Consider the following 20,076-nt stretch of genomic DNA (forward strand, 5'->3'; position numbering starts at 1 on the left):
GCGAGTCACTTCTCCGCCAGGACCCGTTCAAGGGTGGCGTAGCCGGCCGGCTCCCAGGTCGGCTTACCCCCGGGCAGACCGAGCCTCCCGTCGCGTCCGATCCGGATCAAGCCAAGGGCACGCAGTACAGCCCAGCCGCGAGCCCGGGCGATGGTGGCCTCGTCGGCCTGTTCGTAGGCGTCGAAGAAGCGACTCTCTGTGCCGGCTGGCAAAAGGATCCACGCAGCTGAAAGATCGGTTGCTGGATCGCCTGCGCACATGTCGCCGAAGTCGATCACGCCGGCGAGCATCCCGTCTCGAACGATCACGTTTGCCGGGTGCAGGTCCCCATGCAGCCACAGCCGCGCACCCACCGAGGCGGGCGCTGCCACGGCCCTCTTCCACACCTCCCGCGCAGCGTCCGCGTAGTCGCCGACGAGCTCTTCCCAGCCGTCGACATCCACCTGCATCCCTGCCAGAGAAATGCCGCGCGAATCGTTGGTCGGGGCATCGGCCGGCGCCCGGTGATGCAGCGCCCTCAGGAAACCGGCAAGGACCTCGGCCGCCTCGCTGCGCGTAACCGGCGAATGATCTGCCGGCTCGCCCTCGACCCAGCGCGCGATCGTCCAGGTGTGCTCGAACAGGCTCGAAGCCTTCCCGATGCGCACCGGCGCGGGTGTGGGCAACGGCAAGCGCTCGGTCAGGCTCGGCAGCCACGTCTGCTCGGTCAGCAGCAGACCGGGCGCTCTCTCGGTACGGGGCAGTCGCACGGCCAGTCCCTCGCCCAGGCGCCACTGCTGATTATCCCAACCTCCGTTGACATCACGCAGTTCCAGGTCCGCGAGATCCGGATGCTGATCGCGCAGCAACGCCCGCACCAAGTCCTGCTCGAAGCGCAGCTCACCGCTCATGGTCCCTCCCTTGCGGTCGAGCCTGAAGGGCCTGGATTGCCCAATCCAGCGCTGGCTTCAACTGCTGCGGCGCCGGCCAGCCGTTGACCATCGCGAGCAGTTCGGCGTAGCGATCTCTGCGCGGATCGCTGATGGTCGCCAGCCGGGCGAGCAACCTGCCGCGGACACCGGGACCGTCGGGGGTGTCGAGCCGGGCCGCGTAATGGGCGGCGATCGCGGCCACGGTCGGATCGGCGTCGGTCGAGGCCGGATCGATGGGGGCGGCCACCGCTTCGTCGGCCAGGTCACGGACGAAGGCGGCGATGTCGCGCCGTGGGGGCACGAGGCCGGCCTGCTCTGTCTCAGTCGCATGGCACTGGGCCATCTGCCGCATGGTGGCCCGGAAGTCGGGGTCCAAGGCCAGCTCGGCCAGTTCCGTCCATGCCCGGACCTGCTCGGGACTGGGATCGTCTGGGAGGTCGGGGGTCATGGAACGTCGTACGCCGGCGTGAGTCGCGGCGAGGTCGTCGAAGACCGTCGCCAGGAACTCGTCGACGAGGCGACGGTGCTCGCTCTCGGAGTGGGTGGTGACGTGGTTCACGAGTTCTCTCTCCTCAGGATCGTCGCCCTAGCGGGCAAGGGCGGTCAGCACTGCGTGCCGCAGTCGCAGGATCCGGATCTGGACGGCCACTGCGTCGGCGTGCGCTTCGGCGACCTCGCGGAGCCTCACCAGGTCGATCCCGAGGTCGCACAGCGTGCGCACCAGGGTGAGACGCGCCAAGGCGTCGGCGGAGTAACGGCGGTAGCCGGCCGGGCACGCTCGGCCGGAATGACAAGCCGTGGTCGGAGTAGAACCGAACGGTTCCGACCGTGAGGCCCGTTCGCCGCGCGAGCTCGCCGATCGAGAGAAGCATGGATCCGTCCATGGGACCATCATGGGGTCTCCTGCTACTGGAGACTCGAGCCGGCGGACGGGACCGGCGCGCTCGGCCGATCACCGTACGGGACGTGTTGACCTCCACGTTCGGGCCGGGCATGGACATGGCCTCGCTGAGCACTCCGGTCATGAACAAGGTCTTCCAGCAAGGGCTCACGCCGCCCACTCTCCCGGTGCCGATGTTCGAGCCGGACGAGTGGATGAGCCGCTTGGGCGCGCTACCGCTCGCGGGTGCTGGTCTCAGACGTGGTCTCATTCGCCTACGTGCGCGCCAGGTCGTCGGCGGCCGTCGAAGGCGCCGACCTGCGCAGACGTACCCAGGCGGAGGGAGGAGAACGTGGATCCCTGGCCCTGAAAAGCGGAAGGTCGGCGGTTCGACCCCGCCCCTGCCCACCACATTCCCCAAGGTCAGCGACTCAGCGGCTCCCGACAGACGCCTGCCGGGAGCCGTTGTAATTGAGACCACCAGGCCCGGAAACTGAGACCACCTGCGGCATCATGCCTGGTCAGCGGCCTGTGAGGCTCCGCTTCGGAAGCGGAAGGTCGGCGCAGGGTTCTAGCCATTGCGTCCATTGCGTCCGCGGTCAAAGCAAGCCGTTCAACCTGAGCGGGCCTCGTTCGAACGGCGATTAGGCGTGCCGAGGTGTTGACGACGGAAGCCCGCCCCTTCAGCAGGGGCGGGCTTCGTCGTGATGCCGTCTACTCCCCGAGGCCGCCGATCTGGCGCCACTCGACGAAGCCGACGCCGCACGTGGTGCCGAGGTGCCTGCCACCCACGCGCTCCAGGTCGAAGCCGAGCTGGTGCGCCGTGGTGTGCGTGACGAGGTTGCTCGATGGGGTCGGCGACGCCGTGGTGACCTTGGCCGGGCTCAGTTGTTGCCACGTTGCCGAGGCCGACCCCGTGCCCAGCGGCTCCCCTTCGGAGTCGTACCAGTCGATCGCGCCGGTCTGTACGCCGTCGCCCGACACCGCTGCCCACCCCCACGCGTCGGCGGTGTCGACCAGGATGAGCGTCTCGTCCTCGTACGTCGACACGTCGAGCAACCTGATCTCCTCGGTGGAGCATTCCGGCGAGGGGGTCCAGTAGGTACCGAAGGCCACGCCGCGATGCGGAACGGTGAAGGAGTTGGTGCCCTCGCTCGCCCATGCGGTGCAGTCCATGCTCCCGACCTGCCAGGGTCCGAGCGCGACGCCGGACCAGGTGAGGGAGTAGGGGGTGTAGGAGCGCTCGGAGTGCCACTGACTGTTGTTCCGGCGAATGTGGTCCTTCGACGTCACCGTTTCCCCGACGGTGTAGGTACCGACCAGGCGAGCGTTCCCCACCGAGTCACCAGCGGGGTCGATGAGCTCGAAGCCGGCGTCGACCTTGCCGTCGGCGAAGGTGGCTTCGAGCGGGACGCCCTCGGCCAGGTGGTCGCCCGAGCCGGACTCGAAGAGCTGGAGGTAGCTCTCGAGCACCTCCCCCTCGGCGTTCGTCCTGAGCGTGAAGTCGATCACGGAGTCGTCCGTGGTGCGCCCCTCGCACGACACAGTCGGCTCGGAACTCTCCACCACCACTTCGCGAGGGTCCGCGCTTGCCGATGGCGCGGTGACCGCAAGTAGCGCGAGCGCCACTGCGGCACCGCATGCCGTGGCGAACGTTCTGGTCATGCTGGATCTCCTTGGGTCGGACGGTGCTTGTAGTGCGGGTTGGTGAGGGGCCAGTCCGTTGCGATCCAGCGCGGTACGAGCTCGTCGAGGGCGGTTTCGATCGGCCCGCCCACGAGCCAGTCGACCACCCACCACGAGATCTCGGCGTCCGTACCGTCGTGGATCGGCGGGTCGATGTAGACGCAGCCGAGCAGCTCGGTCTCGCCCCTGTCGAAGAGCGCGTAGTTGAACGACTCGTGCCGCTCCGTCTCGGCCTCGTGCCGGGCCAGGTCCTCGCGGTCCTGCTCGGCGGTCATCGTCGCTGGGGGCCACCCCCAGGCCTCGCCGTACAGCGACCAGAGCCGCTCCTGCGAGCCCATCACCGCCTGCATGTCCAGATCGACGTCAGTGGCCCGGATCGGGCGCAGGTGGTGCCCCGTGGTCAGAGGCACCCGGAGCGGGTGGCCCCACTCCTCCGGGAGCCAGGCGGTTGCTGTCATGGAACCAGCCTCATTGCCGCGCGCGTTACAGACCACGAGCAGAACTCACACACTGCTCGTACAGTCGGGGCGGTGCACGACACTGGTGCTCCAGCGCATGCCCGGGGGAGGAGGAGCGTGCCTGTGCAGACATTCGGCGGCCTCCTGCGCACCCTCCGCGAACGGGCCGGACTCACCCAGCAGGAGCTTGCCGAGCGGGCCGGTCTGACCCCGCACGCCGTCAGCTCGCTGGAGCGCGGCACACGGACGCGGCCGTACCCACACACCGTCCGCTCCCTTGCCGACGCGCTCGGCGCCACTGAGAGCGACCGCGTCGCGCTCATCGCCGCGGTTCCACGCCGCAAGCCCGCCGCCGAACCCTTGGCCAGGCCGTCGACCCTGGTGATTCCGCCAACCCCCTTGTTCGGCCGCGACGACGACATCGCAGCGGTCGCCGATCTCTTACGTTCGGGAGCCCGCCTGGTCACGCTCACCGGACCCGGCGGTGTCGGGAAGACCCGCCTGGCCGCCGCGGCGTCGGACGTCCTCGCCGGGTTGTTTCCGGACGGCGTCCTGCAGTTCTCCCTCGCGCCCCTCGCCGACGCCTCCGCGCTCATGGCCACGATCGGGCGCGCCCTGGGCCTTGTCGGCATCGACGCCCCTGACGCCTACGACCTCGTGGCCGCGCAACTGCGGACATCCCGCCTTCTGCTGCTCCTCGACAACTTCGAGCACCTGCTCAGCGCGGCGGTCCAGGTCGGACAGCTCGCCGCGGAGTGCCCCGGGCTCACCGTGCTGGTCTCGAGCCGCTCGCCGCTGCGGGTGAGGGCCGAGCACGAGTACGTTGTCGAGCCGCTCGGCCTGCCCGCCCGCGACGCCACGACCGTCGAGGAGCTTCGCGCCCACCCCGCCGGGGCTCTGCTGTTGGACCGGGCACGTTCGGTCGGAGCACGACTAGCGGTGAACGACGTACCAGCAACCGCCGAACTCTGCTACCGCCTCGCCGGCCTGCCCCTTGCCATCGAACTCGCCACCGCACAGCTACGGCTGCTGTCTCCGAGTGCACTCCTCGGCCGACTCGAGGCCACCAGCACGGCGTCGGGAGCCCGCGACCTGCCCGAGCGGCAGCGGACCATGCGGGCCACCCTCGACTGGAGCTACAGCCTGCTCGATCACGGCCAGCAACGCCTCTTCACGCTGCTCGGGGCCTTCCGCGGTGGCGCCACTCTCGAGGCGATCGAGGCCGTGGCGGAAGCCGGCGACGAGATCGCCGCCCACGACGTGCTCGGAATCCTCCACGAGCTCGCCGGGCACTCACTCGTGCGGGTCCGCAGCGACCGTTTCGACATGCTCGAACCCATCGCCCAGTACGCCCGCAGCCGCCTCGTCGGCGACCGCGCCGCCCGCATCGGACGCGCTCACGCCCGCGTCTACCTCGACCTCAGCGAGCAGGCGGCCGCCGGGTACGAACGCGCGGACCAAGTGGACTGGCTTGCACGGATCGAGGAGGAGGAAGCGAACATCCTCGTCGCCGTCGACCGTTCCCTCGACGCAGACGACCCGCGCACGGCCGCCCGGATCACCTGGTTCATGTGGCTCTACTGGTGGCTGCGCGGCCAGCTCAGCGTCGGTCGCCGCCTCGCCGACCGGTGCCTCGCCACCGACCTCCCGCCCTGGGAGCGCAGCCGTGTCTACCTGGCCGGGGCCACCATGTCGTACGCCGACGGCGACCACGCCACGGCCGCGTCGTGCTGGGCCGAGGCCGACCACATCGCCTCCGGCCAGGACGACCTCGAGGTCCGCAGCAAGGCACGCGCAGGTACCGGTCTCGCCGCCCTTGCCGCCGGCGACCTCGACGCTGCCGAGGACCGCTTCCGCGCCGGGCTCCACTATGCCCTCCAGGACCACAGCTCGCCCTGGACGGCCTCCCTCTCCCATGTCTGGCTCGGCACGGTGCACCTGCTCCGCGGCACACCCGCAGCCGCCGTATCCGAGATCGAACGTGGCCTCCACCTCGCCCGAGCCCGAGGCGACCGGCTGTCGACGTACGTTGCCCTCTACAACCTCTCCCAGGCCGCCCTCGCCCTCGGAAACTACGACCTCGCCCGCACGCACGTCGTGGAGGGCATCGCCCTCTCCCAGGAGACCCGCGACCTGGCCAACCTCGCGTACTTCATCGAAACGCTCGCGGTCGTCGAGTCGAAGGAGGGCAGCCACCTGCGCGTCGCGACCCTTCTCGGGGCCGCGGCCGGACTCCGGGAGACGGTCGGCGCAGACGTCTATGCCTACTACCATCCGGACCAGAGCCTGCGAGCCTCCGCAGAGAAAGCGGCACGAGCCGTCATGGGCGATCACGCCCACGACCAAGCCCTCGACGCCGGCCGGACACTCGACGCAGCCGCAGTCGCGGAGCTCGCCATACGCGATGCCGGCCGCCGTCCATCGTCAACCCGCGCGTGCCCCCAAAACTCTCGGCAGCCCACCCTGTAGGGCTGGATCACAGTGCTACGGTCCCCACGCACGGGGCTCCGCCCACCTACTTCTTTCTTGCGGGCTAGGCGCCGGCATCCCAGCGATTCCTATGGACGACATCACAACGGTGAGCCTGGTCTCAGACGTGGTCTCATTCACCTACGTTCGCCGTCTTCCGGCGGCGTCCGCGGTTTGCGCTGACCTGCGCAGACGTACCCGGGAGGATCGCGGTGGACGTGGATCCGTGGCCCCGAAAGCGGAAGGCCGGCGGTTCGACCCCGCCCCTGCCCACCACATTCCCCCAGGTCAGCGGCCTGCAAGGTCTCCAGCTGGTGCACTTCGCGGCCGGAACAACTGAGACCAGCAGGCCCCGGAAGTGAGACCACCGACGGCGTCGTGCCTGGTCAGCAGCCTGTAGGGATCCGCTTGGGAAGCGGAGGGATCGGCGAGCCACCCGCGGCTCTCCGCAGTGACTGCACCGATCCGCCATTCGTCGGCAAACGCCGTGCGTGCGGATGCTTGAGGCGATCCTGGCTCGGCCATTCCGTTCCACGTGGTCTCAGACCTGGTCTCATTCGCCTGCGTTCGCCGAGGTCGGCGACTCACCCCGCACGCACAGACTTTCGTCGCCCTCTCGGCTACACGAGCGGGGGTCACGGCTGGCGCGTAGTCGTAGCGTGAAGCCGTCTGCGGTGGAGATGAAGGCCGCGTCGATGTCGAGCAGGTGGGTGATCCACAGGCCTAGTCCTGTGCCGAACGTGGTTCGTGACATGGGGACGAGACCGGTGAGCGGGTCGAGTGGTCCGTCGCCGCTGTCGTGCACCGTGGCCACCAAGCGATCGCGGGTGGCCCAGATGCGGACGGTTGCGGGCGGCACGCCGTGCAGACGCGCGTTGGTGACGGCCTCGGAAATAGCAAGTATCAGGTGATGGAGCGTGTGGTCGTCGACCCGGCCGCGACCAATCTGGTCCAGAGCGTGCCGGGCGTCGGCGGCGGTGGGGTTGCTGAGTTCGACGGCAGGGATCGTGGCCTGCAGTGGGTCGGCGACAGCGGGAAGGCATGCGCTCGTGACGAGACCGCCCTCGAAGCGGGTGTTGTCGCGGTGCTCGCCGTCCGCGGTGAGGATGCTTGGATGTGTCCGCTCGACGACATCCTTTACCGGCGCGGGGACGGTGGTGGCGTCGTACAGGCAGAGGCTGCGTACGGGGAACTGGTCCCACACGGTGTTGACGGCGAACTCGTAGCGGTCCCAACCTTCGAAGGTGCTGCCGTTGCCCGGATGCGGGACGTCGCCGGCGATCCGGACCTGCGGTGCGCCGGCCACGACGTAGCGTTCGAACAGTTCCCGATAGTTCGCGATCGCCCGCGCGGGCGTGGCGTACAGGCTGTTGTCGGCGACGAAGGTGACTGCCGATGGTTCGTCCACCCACGACCGCAGCAGGTCGGACTTGCGCTCGTCGTAGCCGATGACGACCGGCTCGCTTGCGGTGATGCCTTCCTTGACGAACGGCAGGATCAGTGCGCGGAACTCTGTGTCGGACGCGTAGAACCCAGCTTCGTGGAAGTGCCCCACGAAACCAGCCGGCACGCCGACTCTCATGTCTGCACCTCCGACAGAACGAGGTTCGGCAGTCGGTCCCAGCCCGCCAGGTGGAACACGAGGCACTGGGCGGGTTCCAGCTCATGCAGGACCAGACGTCTCCCATGGAGGGCGAGGCGGTCCGACAGAAGGGCCAGCATGCGCGCCCCCGCGAGGTCGATGAAGCGCAACTCCTCCAGGTTCAGATGCAGGTCGGTCTCGATGTCTGCCGCCCGGCTGATCCAGTTGAGCCAGTCGACCACCTGCGCGATGTCCAACTCCCCGACCATGCGGAAGCCCGGCGGCTCGAACATACGGGTGATGGACAACCGTGCGTCCTGGTAGATCGGGTTTGGGCCCACTGTGCGTGCGTGCCAGGACTCGGCCTCGGCAACCTCGGCCGGGGAGAAGACGCGGCGGTCGTACTGACACAAACCCACAACGGGATCTACGGCGAAGACCTCGGCGGCCTTCTGTTCGTACTCGGGCCATCTGTCTGAGCCCGGCTGGCCGCGCAGGACGCTGCCTTCTCCGGTGAGCCGCAAACCCTCGTAACCCGCATCGAACGCCCTTGCAGCTGCCCGCCTCAGTTGCCCGACCATGATGTCGGGATCGAACGGCGTGTAGGCGAGGAATCCCTGTTGTGGGGCTATCACCCGGAGTTGGCCGCTTGCCACGAACCTGTCCGGCTCGAGTGCGCTGTCGCGGAGGAAGTCCAACACCGACGCCGGATCACCGGCAGCGAAGTACATGACCTGCTCATGCTGCCGCAGGCCGGTGTAGATATAAGAAGTCAGCACCTCGTGCTGCTCAGCCTCGGTACCGAAACTGAAACAACCATGGTCACCGGCCTGCATCTGGGCGACCGGCTGCGGGAACGTCACGGCGGGTTTTCCTCTCACAGCGACACTACGCCGTGTGACCGGCAGGTCAACCTTCCCCGGGGCCACGACCAAGTTCTGCGCAAAACCCGTCAACGTCAGGTGCCTCCAGCTCCGCAGGAGACCGTGAGTGGCTGGTGCCGGGACGGAGGCTTTAGCCACCTCGCTTCGCGAGGGGCCCCAAGAGCTGCGGCCACCGCTAACCGGCGGCCAACACCCTGTCCCCTGCGCCGGGACAGGCTACCCACCGGCCCGCCGCCGGCTCGATGAACTCCTATTCGTCGAGGCCGAGAATGTACGCGCAGCGCCGACGAACGCGATCATCTCTGCGACCAACGCAACCACGAAGCCGACGAACGCGACCGCCGCTCCGCGGGAGATCGTGCATTGCTGGTGACGGGCCACCGCTACCCGGCGCGGTGATCGCCCCGGCCACCTGCGCTGACCTCCGAAAGACGCTCAGCTGGGCTTGAGACCTGGCGAAGGCCGCCGGGACGATCGTCCGGCGAAGCTACAGCAGTCCGGCGCAACTTGCTGCTGAGCGATGGGAACGAGTTCGGCCCTGCCTGCCGCGCGCCGGGCCAAAGAAGGCGGCGCCATGGGAGCGGCCGGCGCGAGAGAGGGCGTGGAGCCCGGCCCGTTGGCCCAAAGATGGAGGACGCTGACCACTGACGACGGAGGTTTGCCAGAAGCACGGCAATGAACCAACGAGCCGGGTGCCCTGACGCTAGCTGCATGCGGTCTGACCAGGCTTCGCCGACCTGCAGGTGCTTCCGGATGTGGCACCCCCCGCGGCTGACCACGCTCTCGAGCAGCAGACGTCACCGGAACGATGCCGGCGCCGCGGCCAACCCCTCCCACCGTCGGTGGCCGGCTCGACACTCCTGCAGTCTCGACGCCCTGAGTTGCACAGACTTACCCTTGGGGCTAGCCCAGCGCACAGCAAAGCGACAGATGACCCGAAGTGGACCCCAGGCTGTACTCCACCGAGGAGCTGCACGAGCAGGCCGCGAACAAGCGGAGCTTCGCCGCGCAGCTGCGGCACCGCGCGGCTCATGACGGCACCGACCAGGCCAGCGAAGCCGACGAGGCGTACCACTGCCGCCACCTCGCCGCGGCCGAACGCATCCGGGCAGTCGCCGATCGAACCTTCGCAGCCCTCCTCCGCCAGCTGGCCGCCGACACCCGCCGCGGACTCATCGACCAGGCAGGCACCCTCGGCCCGGACGAGCATGACCGGGCCGCCGCGGAACGAGACACGGCCGCCGACTACCGAGACTGGATCGCCGACCAACGCGAAGCCGACGCCGACCGACGCGACCAGATAGCCGACGAACGTGATCGGATCGTCGACGAACGCGAGCGCCAGGCCCAAGACCGCCAGCGCCTCTTCGCAGAACGCGAGCGCCTTCTAGACCACCGTGAACGCCTGCTGGACCAGTGCGAACAGCGGCTGCACCAACACGAGCAGAAGCCCGACCAGCACGACCACGCCGTCGAACCAACGGTGGGCGGTTAGCACCAGCCTGCGACCTGGCCGATCAATCCGGGACAGGCCACCGGCCAGTGCTGTGCCAACCTGGTGACCGCCCCGGCCCCCCTCATGGTCATCGACACGGGCCCTAACCCTCCCCTTGCCGGAGCCACACGAGGACCAACCGGGGCGATCATCGACGAAGCTAGTGGAGTTCTGAGTTAGTCGCTGGCCGTTCACACGGCTGTTCCCCCAGACTTCCGCGGGCGCGGGCTGAGGCCGGTCGTTCCTGCGTGAACGGCGGCGCGAACACCGACGAATGGGACGGAGTGTCTGCCGGCCGGCTCGTTGTCCCTCGACGGCATCACGGTGCGAGTATGGATGAAGCGAGGCTTGCCCGTGCACGCCTCGCCCTCGCGTACCGCCCGTCGGCGGGACCTCACAAAGCGACCAGTTCGGTGGCGGGACCGCAGGGAAGGCAGTGGTCAGGATGGCGCTCTTGTTCAAGTTCGAACTGGCCGTCATGACCGCCGAGACGTACGACCGCCTCGTCGTAATGCTGGAGGAAACCGGCGCCGGCTCTCCCCCGGGCCGCCTTTACCATGTCACGTACGGGCCTAAGGACCGGCTGAAGGTTGTCGACGTCTGGGAATCGCCGCCCGACCTGGGCCCGGGGCAGTTCCAGGAATTCGCCGAAACGCTCGTTCCTACTCTCAAGGAACTCGGCGTCGTCCTGCAGGAACCCGATGTCTACCGAGTACACAGCATCATCAAGCCTCAACGGACGGCCACTGGGGTGGCCAGGCGTCTCTTGGTCAAGTTCGATCCGCCCGGGATGAACGTCGGACAGTCGAACGAGATCGCCAAGTCCCTCGATAAAGCTGGGCTCGGCGCACCGGCCGAGCGGCTCTACCACGTCTGCTACCGCGATGGCGACGAACTCCGCATGATCTCCGTCTGGGAAAGCGAAGAAGCTCTCCGGGCCTTTTTCGATCAACTTGCCCGTACCGCTGTCGATCTCGAGATGACCGAGATTGCACGAACGGAACCTGCGATCGAAGAGGTCCACCACATCATCGACGGGTCACAGTGACCGCTCCCCCCGCATCCGCCTCGTAACCAGCCAGATTGAAAGCCGAAGCGGAACGGTCAAGGCCCGAAGATCACGAAGCGACGCGATCGACGTTCGAATGGTCCGCGTCACAGCCTGAGTGTGGTCTCAGACTTGGTCTCATTCGCCTACATTCGCGACTGGTCGGCGGGGACCGCGGATCGTGCTGACCTGCACAGACGTACTCAACCCTCGGCCCCTTCCGGCGCAGGCGCACCTCGGAACCGACTGACATGGAATGTCGTGCGATCGGGAATGCGGGTCATAGCGTGGACGGGATATGCGAGGTATCTCGCTGGGCGAAAGGGATGCCGATGAGAGCGTGCGGAGTGTCCGGGCCGGGCGGGGACATCAGCCTGCTGGACTTGCCCGACCCACCGCCTCCCGGTCCCGGTCAAATCCTCGTGGCGGTCGAAGCAGCCGGAGTCGGACCATGGGATGGTCTGCTCAACGGCGATGGCTGGGACGTGGGATTGCGCCCGCCGGCGGCGTTGGGAGTAGAAGGCGCGGGCCGAGTGGTAGCAGTCGGCACCGATGTCGATGACTTCGCCGTCGGCGACCAGGTGCTCGCGCATGAGGCCCCGCTGCCCGGAGGAAGCGGCTTCTGGGCCGAACGCGTCCTGCTCACCGCGGCTGATACAGCGCCGTGCCCATCCGGGCTGTCACCTGCGGAAGCGGCAGCACTGCCGATCAACGGCCTCACCGCATGGCAGGCCCTGGCAACGCTGGACCTCAGCCGAGGACAGCGACTCTTCATCACCAACGGAGCCGGCAACACCGGCTCGCTGGCCATTCAGCTCGCCGTAAGTCTGGGTATCGAGGTGGCCGCGACCGCATCCGCTTCTGCCACCGGACGGCTGCGCGGCCTCGGAGCGGCACAGGTCGTCGACTACCACGACCAGGACTGGCCGGACCAGGTACATGGACAGTTCGACGGTGCGCTGACCGCCGCGACCGGCACAGCGGCGGCCGCCATGCCCCTGGTGCGCGACGGCGGGCGGCTGTGCTCCCTGACCTTCGATGCACCCGCACCCGAACGCGCCATCACCACCACGGACCTGACCGTCCAACCCGATGCCACGCAGCTCGCCCAGCTGGCGAAGCGACTCAGCGACGGCACATTGCACCTGACGCCAGAACCACTCCCGCTGCGCGAGGGGCCGACCGCATTCACCCGCGTAGCCGCCGGACGGACCGGGGGGAGAAAGATCGTGCTCATCCCCTGAGCAGGCTTGCGCTACCTTCCAGGGTCGACCAACGCCAGAGGCTCCCGGCAGATGCCTGCCGGGAGCCGTTGTAACTGAGACCAGCGGTCCTTGAAACTGAGACCACCTGCGGCATCATGCCTGGTCAGCCGCCTGTGAGGCTCCGCTTCGGAAGCGGACGATCGGCGGAGCGGATACCTCAAGGTTCTCGGCTTTGGGGAGACCGATGCAGACACTGCAACGCTTTGGGAACGCCACGCAGGCGAGGTGCTGATTGGGGCGGCCAGTTCGCTCGCGTGGTCTCGGATGTGGTCTCATTCGCTGCGCTACCGGTGGTCGGCCATGAAGACCGGAGGCGTCGTTCAATGACGTCATGCCCCAGCGCTGAGGCGGTCGCCGTCCACGTCGATGACGTCTCCGAGCTCATCCGAATCTTCAACACTCTCTGTCTACGCCGGATGCGCGTGGTCGTAGATGGCGCATCAACGCGGGCGAGGCGGGTCCTCCACGTCTAGGGGCCAAGCACCTTCCCTGGACCTCGGGCACCCGCCAGTACCCGGGCAAAGGCCCGGAAGCTCGCGCCCATTCGTTCAACGTCTCCGCTGACTCGCCGGTGGTGTGAGAGGAAGCCGCCGGTGCCGGAGGCGAAGTTCATCTCTGTGGGGGACCAAGTGGTGGGGCCGTTCACCAACCGGGAGTGATGGGATCGAGATCGAGAGCTTACCTACGCGGGTAGTGGTGAATGTCCGGAAACTCCTGGATCCTCGGGACGGCCCGTTCCGAGCCTCTGGTTCGCCGCTACCGGAAACGGATGGGAAATGTCCAAGGAAAGACGCGACCAACCAGCAGGGACCGGACCGGACGGGTTCGGCGCCGCCCTGACAAACGCCGCCCGCGTGGTGACCGCGACAGGAAGAGCTGCGGTCGACGTGGTACTCAAGCCGCAAGCTGTGATTGACACCGTACGGCGAATGCCGGCAGCTCGTCGGGCAGGAAGCCAGGTCCTGACCGGGCGCATCGACGACTGGCGCAGTGAATACGCCTACACCCTGGGCGAGCAGGCGTTCATCTACGGCTTCCCTTATGTATACAACGCCCAGATCCGATACAACTGGGTGACTCAGCCACGGGACCGGACGCATATTCCCTACGCGGCGGTCAACCACTTCTGGCACGCGTCGAGTCTCCTGGACGCGACCTTCCGGGACGTCTCGTGTCCCAACATCGACACGTTGTACTCGTTCGCATGGGTGAACCTCAGCAACGAGCCGATCATCCTGTCCCATCCCGACATGGGCGACAGGTACTTCACCTTCGAGCTGGTTGGGATCACTTCGGACAACTTCGGGTACGTCGGCCAACGCACAACGGGGTCGAAGGCGGGCCAATTCGCTCTCGTCGGCCCCGGATGGTCAGGAGACCTGCCACCGGATGTCGCGCGGATCGAGCCGGCGCCCAGCCCCTGGATCGTCGTGGTCGGCCGCACCCTCGTGGCGGACGCGGCGGATGTGGCGAACGTACGCGCCCTGCAACGGCAGTACAGGCTCACTCCGCTCAGCCAGTGGGGCGTGCCACACGCCAGGGTCCCGCAACGCCGCAACGTGCTGAAGCCGGTCAGCATGACCGAGGATCCGCTGGGTCCGTGGAAGACACTCAACGCGATGCTCGCGGAGAACCCGCCACCCGAACACCACGAGGTGCTGCTCAGGCAGTTCGCCGAGATCGGCGTCGGGCCCGGCCTCGACGTGGAGGACCAACCGGTCGCCGTGAAACAGAGCCTGGCCCGCGTGGCCGCCATCGGCACACCCTTGTTGCAGCAGCAGATCCTCAGTGGGGACTGGGCGACCCTGGTCCACGGGTGGCGCTACCCGCCGCCGCAGGTAGGACGTTTCGGTGACGACTTCCTCAAGCGGGCAGCGGAACAGTCCCTGGTCGGCATGACGTGCAACGATCCCGAAGAAGCCGTGTATCTGGTGAACTTCGACGACGCCGACGGGGTCAGGCTGTCCGGTGCTCACCGCTACCAGTTGCGCTTCGCCCCCGGCTGTCTGCCACCCGTCGACGCGTTCTGGTCACTCACGGCGTACGACACCGACCTGAATCTAATCCCCAACCCGGTCGACCGTTACGCGATCGGCGATCGGACCACGGGTTTGGTATACGACAGCGATGGTGGCCTGACGCTGTACATGCAGGCGAAGTCACCGGGGCCGGACAAGGAGGCGAACTGGCTGCCGTGCACGAAGGAGGGCGAGTGGTTCGTGGTCCTGCGGATGTACCGACCACATCCTGAGGTCGTCGACGCGGTGTGGCACTGTCCGGGGATCACCAGAGTCGGCTGAGCGTCGCCCGCGAACCGATCTGCGATCGCGCGTCCCACGGTGGCGCTCTCAGCCGATCACAGATCCGCACCGCCTCAACGTTTGGCCGACGCTCGGGTCGTGTCGGCTATACCTCGCCAGTCAGCACTGCCGCGCTCCCGCCGGTGCGACGCATCGACCGCGGGAAGGGCAGTGGGCATGGCACCCTGCTCCGCTCAGGCCGCCATCCATAGGGAGCCGCACCTGTTGGAAAGCCTCTGCGCCCAACAAGGACCGTCGCTACGCCAGACGGATTGGGATCGAGCTGGGCCGGGCCAATGTGCGGATGTCGTAGGTGACGAGTACGAGGCCACCGAAGGCAGCACCGGCGCCGATCCCAATGTTTGCTGTCGCGTTCAGCCACGCGCCGGAGATCCCGCCGCGTGGCCAGCTACGCGGGCGCAGATCGTCCGGCACCTACTGCGGGCGCGAGACTGGTCCGAGCTCGTCGACCTGACCCGAGTCAAAACCAATGGAGCACGCGTGGAGGTGCAGCGAAAGACATCGCACCAGCCCACTCCTGCAGTAGATCTAGTCTGAAAATGGGTCTGCTGCCGCCGACGGCGAGCATCGCGGGCTTTAGCCCGCCCCGAATCGCTCCCGCAGCGTCTTCTTGGAGAACTTCCCGACCGAGGTCCTGGGGACCTGGTCGATGAACTCGATCCGCTCGGGGATCCACCAGCGTGCGACGCGCGTCGACAGGAACGCGCGGAGGTCGTCCGCGGTCAGCGCGTGGTCGTCCGCGAGGACCACGCAGGCCAGTGGGCGCTCGCCCCACCGCTCGTCGGGCACCGCGATCACCGCCGCCTCCAGCACCGCGGGGTGGGCCATGATCGCGTTCTCCAGCTCGACGGATGAGATCCACTCACCGCCGGACTTCACGAGGTCCTTGGTGCGGTCGACGAGCCGGATGTATCCGTCGGGCGAGATCGTGGCGACGTCGCCGGTCCGCAGCCAGCCGTCCTCGGCGAACGACGATCCACGGTCGCCCTCGGCGCCGTAGTAGGAGGCCGCGATCCACGGCCCGACGACCTCCAGCTCGCCGTGGTCACTGCCGTTCCACGCCACCTCGTGCGTCGTCCCCGGCTCGACGATCCGTACCTCCACCAGCGGCATAGGAATGCCCTGGCTCGCCCGCAGGCGCGCCAGCTCGTCCGCGGGCAGGTCGGCAAGCGTGCTCTTGATCGTGCACACGGAGCCGACCGGGCTGGTCTCGGTCATGCCCCACGCCTGCAGGATCGGCTGACCGATCCGCCGCTCGTAGGCCTCCGACAGCGCCTGGGGTACGGCCGACCCACCGCAGACGACCGCCCGCAGCGCGGACAGGTCGCGGCCGTCCAACTCGTCCAGCGCGGCCGCCCAGATCGTCGGCACGCCGGCGGCCACGGTGACGCGCTCGCTCTCGATCAGCTCGGCGATCGCCACCGGGGTCATCCGCGGCCCGGGGAACGCGAGCGCGCTGCCGGCCATCACGGCCGCGTACGGCAGGCCCCAGGCGTTGGCGTGGAACATCGGGACGATCGGCAGGATCGTGTCCCGCTCACTGACGCCGAGCGTGTCGGCCAGCATCACCCCGAGCGAGTGCAGCACCGTCGAGCGATGGGAGTAGACGACCCCCTTGGGGTGGCCGGTCGTCCCGCTCGTGTAGCACATGGCCGCGGCCTGGTTCTCGTCGTCGACGTGGAAGTCGACGGCCGAGGACGCGCCGATCAGCGCCTCGTAATCGACGATGCGATCGTCGGCCGGCACCTCGCCGGCGCCGTCGTCCATCACGACCACGTGGCGCACCGACGGCGCGTCCGCGATCAGCGGCAGCAGCGTCGCGGCCAGCGAGCGGTCGACGAACACGACCTCGTCCTCGGCGTGGTTGACGACGTAGGTCACCTGCTCGGGGAACAGGCGGATGTTCAGCGTATGCAGCACGCGCCCGCTGCACGGGACCGCGAAGTACAGCTCCAGGTGGCGCGCGCTGTTCCACGCGAACGTGCCGACGCGAGCGTCGGGCGCGACGCCGAGCGCGTCGAGCGCCCCGCCGAGCCGGCGCGTCCGCCGCGCCCACTCGCCGTAGGTCTGCCGCTCCCGTCCGGTCGCCGTCAGCGTCGTGATCGTCTTCTCGGCGAACAGCCGCTCAGCGCGGTTGAACGCGTGGACGAGCGTCAGCGGGTGGTCCGACATCTGCCCCAGCATCTGGTCACTCTCCTCGATCGACCGCGGCGAGGTGCTTGGGCGAAGCGTAGACACGATCCGTCCGGAGCGGAGCGGCGGCGCAGTCGCGGACGTGGGGGCGGGGCGGACCCTCACCGTGGCGTCACGGGACCGCGACAGTACGTAGGAACATCCCCTCACCAGCACTGTGTGCGCCGGAGCAGTGGTCCGGAGCGCCGGCTGAGGCATTGCTCATGATCGAAGTCCGGGTCCGCCGGACGAGGCGAGTGCGTCCGGGCGCGACGTCGACCGGGCCATACTGAGGCGGTGAACCGCTATCTGCTCGACAACGGTCGCCCGGAGGCCGGCGAACGGTTCGCAGCGCTCGCCGAGATGTTCGACCCGTGGACCTTCCGTCACCTCGACGACCTGGGGCTCGGTGAAGGATGGCGGTGCTGGGAGGTCGGCGCCGGCGGCGTCTCGGTGCCGCGTGGCCTGGCGGAGCGCGTGGGGACGAGCGGCCGGGTGCTGGCCACGGACATCGACGTGTCGTGGGCCGAGCCCGCCGCCGGTGGCGCGCTCGAGGTACGCCGGCACGACGTGGTCCGCGACCCACCGCCGGCGGAGACGTTCGACCTGGTCCACGCCCGGCTGGTCCTGGTTCACCTGGAGAATCGCGCGGCCGCGATGGGAGTCATGATCGATGCGCTCCGGCCGGGCGGATGGCTGGTGATCGAGGACGGGGACCCAGCCCTGCAGCCACTGGCCTGCCCGGACGAACGCGGCCCCGACGAAGCACTGGCGAACCGGCTGCGCACCCGGATCCGAACGCTGATGGCCGAGCGCGGAGCGGATCTCGCGTACGGTCGCACGCTGCCCCGGCTGCTGCGTGAGTCGGACCTGACGGACGTTGGCGCCGAGGCGTACTTCCCCATCGCGTCACGCGCCTGCGCGGTCTTGGAGGCGGCCACGGTCCGGCACGTCCGCGACCAGCTCCTGGCCGCGGAGCTGGCGACGCCCGGGGAGATCGAGACGCATCTTGCGAACCTCGCACACGGGGACCTGGACCTCATGCTCGCACCGATGATCACCGCATGGGGCCGCAAGCCGGCCTGACACTCCAGACCTGACTGAGGCTGAAGCCGTCGCCCTCTGAGGTTCCGATTCGGCCGTACGACGTCCTGTCGACCTGCCATGCTCCCACCGTGACGACGATCGAGGACACATCGGTCGGCGCTCGGGTGCGGACCCTCACCGCGGCCGCGCTGCTGCTCGCGCTTGCTATCCCGCTGGCAGCCCTGTTCCTGAACCATGCGGACAGGTACGTCACCTTCGACGGCAACCAAGGCTGCCCACGTACCGTCCTGGACGAGATGTTCAACCTGAACGAAGGCGCCTACCACCAAGGCGAACCGCGTTCCGACGCACAGATCAAGGCAGACAAGAAGGCCTGCCTGCGAGCAGCCCTCCCGTCGATGACCGTCGCCACCACATCGATGACCGGCGCCGGCCTGGTCTTCATCGCCGGACTCTCGCTCCTTACCCGATCGGGCAGACGTGCCCGCCGACTGGTGCTCACCGCCACAGGCATCGGCATCGGCATCGTGGCGCTGACCATCGTCGTCACAGCAGCGCACCCCTGAACCCCGAGCGGGGAGGGCCAAAGCGCTCCCGTCCCGTCTCGCGAGGTGGGATGATCACGCGATGCAGGCACCGCGCAGTGGCGCATCCGAGGCGACCTGGATCATCCGGGCCGTTGTTGTGGCAGTGATCGGCTGGGTCGTCGTCTTCGCCCTCATCGGCAAGTGGACATTGCGCGGTGGCGACTTCCGCGAGGACCGCGAGTCGTTCCGTGACAACCTGATGGTCGAGGACGGTATGCCGGTGGCGCTTCCCGTGGACCTGCCCCCGGGCTACCAGGTGCCCGACGGCTACGGGAGCGGCGGCCCTGCGGATGGGCCACCTGACAGCACCTCGGTCAGCTTCCCTCCCACCGACAGGGCAAAGGCCAAGGACCACCTCCGAGACGTCGAGCTGTGCGCTGAGCACGCGGCCAACACCAGCGGCGGCTGCCCTACCGACATTGGCGGAACGACGATCGTGCGGACCGTCGACGGGGTACGGGTGCACATCACCCTGCGAGACCACAACGAGACCAACAGACTTGCCTGGCAGAACGTGCCGCTCACCACCGACTTCGACATGGTGTCCTGGCTCCACTGAACGCGCCGCGCCAGACCGAACTCGGGAGAGCCGAAGCGTAGCGATGGTGGCGTGCTGGGAAGGCGGCGTCCCCGCGTGGAGCGCTGGACCGGTTCAGTCGTGAGTGCTCGGGGCGACCTCGCGCACCATCACGCAGTTGCCCAGGCCCTTGGGCCGGTTGTAGGTGAAGCCCTCGCGCTCGTACATCGTGCGGGTGCCGTTGTAGAGGAACGACGAGTTCTTCTTCCGGACCCCGCCGGTGTCGTGCGGGTAGCCCTCGACCATGCCGCCGCCGGCCTGCGCGATCAGCTCGACGGCTCCGCGCAGGGCTACCGCCGCCAGGCCCTGGCCGCGGTAGCCGCGCTCGACCAGGATGCAGGTGACCCGGTAGTCGGGCAGTCGCTCGGCGGTGGCGAGGTACTCCTTGCGGTGCTGGATGCCGGGCAGCTCCTCGGGTGATCCGTACTCCGCCCAGGCCACGGCGCGGTCGCCGTCGTAGACCAGAGCCGCGTGCGCGATCCCCTCGGCCACCAGTCGTTGCTTGAGCGCCCGGTTCCCCTCGGCGCTCTGCCCCTTCTCCGCGCAGTCAGGGTGGAAGTGCGTGCACCAGCAGCTGGCGAACATGCCCTTGTTCCGCTCGACGAGACCAGCGAAGTCGTCGAATGTCTCCGGCGTGAGCGCCTTGATCGTGAAGTCGGACACGGCGGCAACGTACACCCGATTGCGGACGTTC

The 20,076-nt window shown here is 68.2% G+C and carries 17 protein-coding genes and 1 pseudogene; 8 read left to right on the forward strand and 10 right to left on the reverse strand.

The window, feature by feature from the left end:
• Positions 1–5 precede the first annotated feature (5 nt).
• The 6 genes and pseudogenes from FHR37_RS24375 to FHR37_RS24390 form a co-directional block, all read right to left on the reverse strand.
• On the reverse strand, positions 6–890 hold the full coding sequence (locus FHR37_RS24375; RefSeq protein WP_092885527.1) for an aminoglycoside phosphotransferase family protein: 885 nt from the start codon (positions 888–890) through the stop codon (positions 6–8).
• Complete coding sequence (locus tag FHR37_RS31035) at positions 880–1,470, reverse strand: hypothetical protein (protein ID WP_202818217.1); 591 nt, start codon at positions 1,468–1,470, stop codon at positions 880–882. Before FHR37_RS31035 ends, FHR37_RS24375 begins: the two co-directional genes overlap by 11 nt.
• Before the next feature lie 27 nt (positions 1,471–1,497).
• On the reverse strand, positions 1,498–1,650 hold the full coding sequence (locus FHR37_RS32045; protein WP_237768941.1) for a hypothetical protein: 153 nt from the start codon (positions 1,648–1,650) through the stop codon (positions 1,498–1,500).
• Positions 1,651–1,723: 73 nt separating this feature from the next.
• A pseudogene (locus FHR37_RS33525) lies at positions 1,724–2,062 on the reverse strand (hypothetical protein); the annotation flags it as partial.
• A gap of 443 nt (positions 2,063–2,505) precedes the next feature.
• Positions 2,506–3,456, reverse strand: a complete 951-nt coding sequence (locus tag FHR37_RS24385) for a hypothetical protein (RefSeq protein WP_139239070.1) — start codon at positions 3,454–3,456, stop codon at positions 2,506–2,508.
• Positions 3,453–3,935, reverse strand: a complete 483-nt coding sequence (locus FHR37_RS24390; protein WP_092885868.1) for a GNAT family N-acetyltransferase — start codon at positions 3,933–3,935, stop codon at positions 3,453–3,455. The genes FHR37_RS24385 and FHR37_RS24390 overlap by 4 nt, the downstream gene beginning before the upstream one ends.
• Positions 3,936–4,052: 117 nt before the next feature.
• Here FHR37_RS24390 and FHR37_RS24395 point away from each other — a divergent pair, with 117 nt between their 5' ends.
• Positions 4,053–6,404 carry an ATP-binding protein gene (locus tag FHR37_RS24395; protein WP_175542640.1) on the forward strand — a complete coding sequence of 784 codons (2,352 nt, stop codon included), beginning with the start codon at positions 4,053–4,055 and terminating at the stop codon, positions 6,402–6,404.
• Positions 6,405–6,957: 553 nt separating this feature from the next.
• On the opposite strand, the gene FHR37_RS24400 is transcribed toward FHR37_RS24395, so the two are convergent.
• Positions 6,958–7,986, reverse strand: coding sequence for an anti-sigma factor RsbA family regulatory protein (locus tag FHR37_RS24400; RefSeq protein ID WP_092885535.1), 1,029 nt, complete (start codon positions 7,984–7,986; stop codon positions 6,958–6,960).
• Entirely contained in the window at positions 7,983–8,849 is an 867-nt protein-coding gene (locus tag FHR37_RS24405; RefSeq protein WP_092885537.1) for an MEDS domain-containing protein, read from the reverse strand. Before FHR37_RS24405 ends, FHR37_RS24400 begins: the two co-directional genes overlap by 4 nt.
• A gap of 961 nt (positions 8,850–9,810) precedes the next feature.
• Between FHR37_RS24405 and FHR37_RS24410 the strand changes: the two genes are divergently transcribed.
• The 4 genes from FHR37_RS24410 to FHR37_RS24425 all read left to right on the forward strand — a co-directional run bounded on the left by FHR37_RS24410 (position 9,811) and on the right by FHR37_RS24425 (position 14,978).
• A complete protein-coding gene (locus FHR37_RS24410; protein WP_092885539.1) occupies positions 9,811–10,365 on the forward strand; it encodes a hypothetical protein in 555 nt (184 codons plus the stop codon).
• 454 nt (positions 10,366–10,819) lie between these two features.
• Positions 10,820–11,413: a hypothetical protein gene (locus FHR37_RS24415; RefSeq protein ID WP_139239072.1), complete on the forward strand. Its 594-nt coding sequence runs from the start codon at positions 10,820–10,822 to the stop codon at positions 11,411–11,413.
• A 383-nt stretch (positions 11,414–11,796) separates the two neighbouring features.
• Positions 11,797–12,657, forward strand: coding sequence for an NADP-dependent oxidoreductase (locus FHR37_RS24420; RefSeq protein WP_175542641.1), 861 nt, complete (start codon positions 11,797–11,799; stop codon positions 12,655–12,657).
• Positions 12,658–13,607: 950 nt separating this feature from the next.
• Positions 13,608–14,978, forward strand: a complete 1,371-nt coding sequence (locus FHR37_RS24425) for a DUF1254 domain-containing protein (RefSeq protein WP_175542642.1) — start codon at positions 13,608–13,610, stop codon at positions 14,976–14,978.
• A gap of 597 nt (positions 14,979–15,575) precedes the next feature.
• Here the strand turns inward: FHR37_RS24425 and FHR37_RS24430 are convergent.
• Entirely contained in the window at positions 15,576–17,183 is a 1,608-nt protein-coding gene (locus FHR37_RS24430) for a long-chain fatty acid--CoA ligase (protein WP_092885547.1), read from the reverse strand.
• A 285-nt stretch (positions 17,184–17,468) separates the two neighbouring features.
• Here FHR37_RS24430 and FHR37_RS24435 point away from each other — a divergent pair, with 285 nt between their 5' ends.
• From FHR37_RS24435 to FHR37_RS24445, 3 genes are all read left to right on the forward strand, one after another.
• Positions 17,469–18,257 carry a class I SAM-dependent methyltransferase gene (locus FHR37_RS24435; RefSeq protein WP_202818219.1) on the forward strand — a complete coding sequence of 263 codons (789 nt, stop codon included), beginning with the start codon at positions 17,469–17,471 and terminating at the stop codon, positions 18,255–18,257.
• Positions 18,258–18,346: 89 nt separating this feature from the next.
• Entirely contained in the window at positions 18,347–18,784 is a 438-nt protein-coding gene (locus tag FHR37_RS24440; protein WP_092885549.1) for a hypothetical protein, read from the forward strand.
• A gap of 61 nt (positions 18,785–18,845) precedes the next feature.
• Positions 18,846–19,364, forward strand: coding sequence for a hypothetical protein (locus FHR37_RS24445; RefSeq protein WP_092885551.1), 519 nt, complete (start codon positions 18,846–18,848; stop codon positions 19,362–19,364).
• A 93-nt stretch (positions 19,365–19,457) separates the two neighbouring features.
• Here FHR37_RS24445 and FHR37_RS24450 read toward each other — a convergent pair whose 3' ends face one another.
• Positions 19,458–20,045 carry a GNAT family N-acetyltransferase gene (locus tag FHR37_RS24450; RefSeq protein ID WP_092885872.1) on the reverse strand — a complete coding sequence of 196 codons (588 nt, stop codon included), beginning with the start codon at positions 20,043–20,045 and terminating at the stop codon, positions 19,458–19,460.
• Positions 20,046–20,076 lie beyond the last annotated feature (31 nt).

The organism is Actinopolymorpha cephalotaxi (assembly GCF_013408535.1).
Classification (GTDB): Bacteria; Actinomycetota; Actinomycetes; order Propionibacteriales; family Actinopolymorphaceae; genus Actinopolymorpha; species Actinopolymorpha cephalotaxi.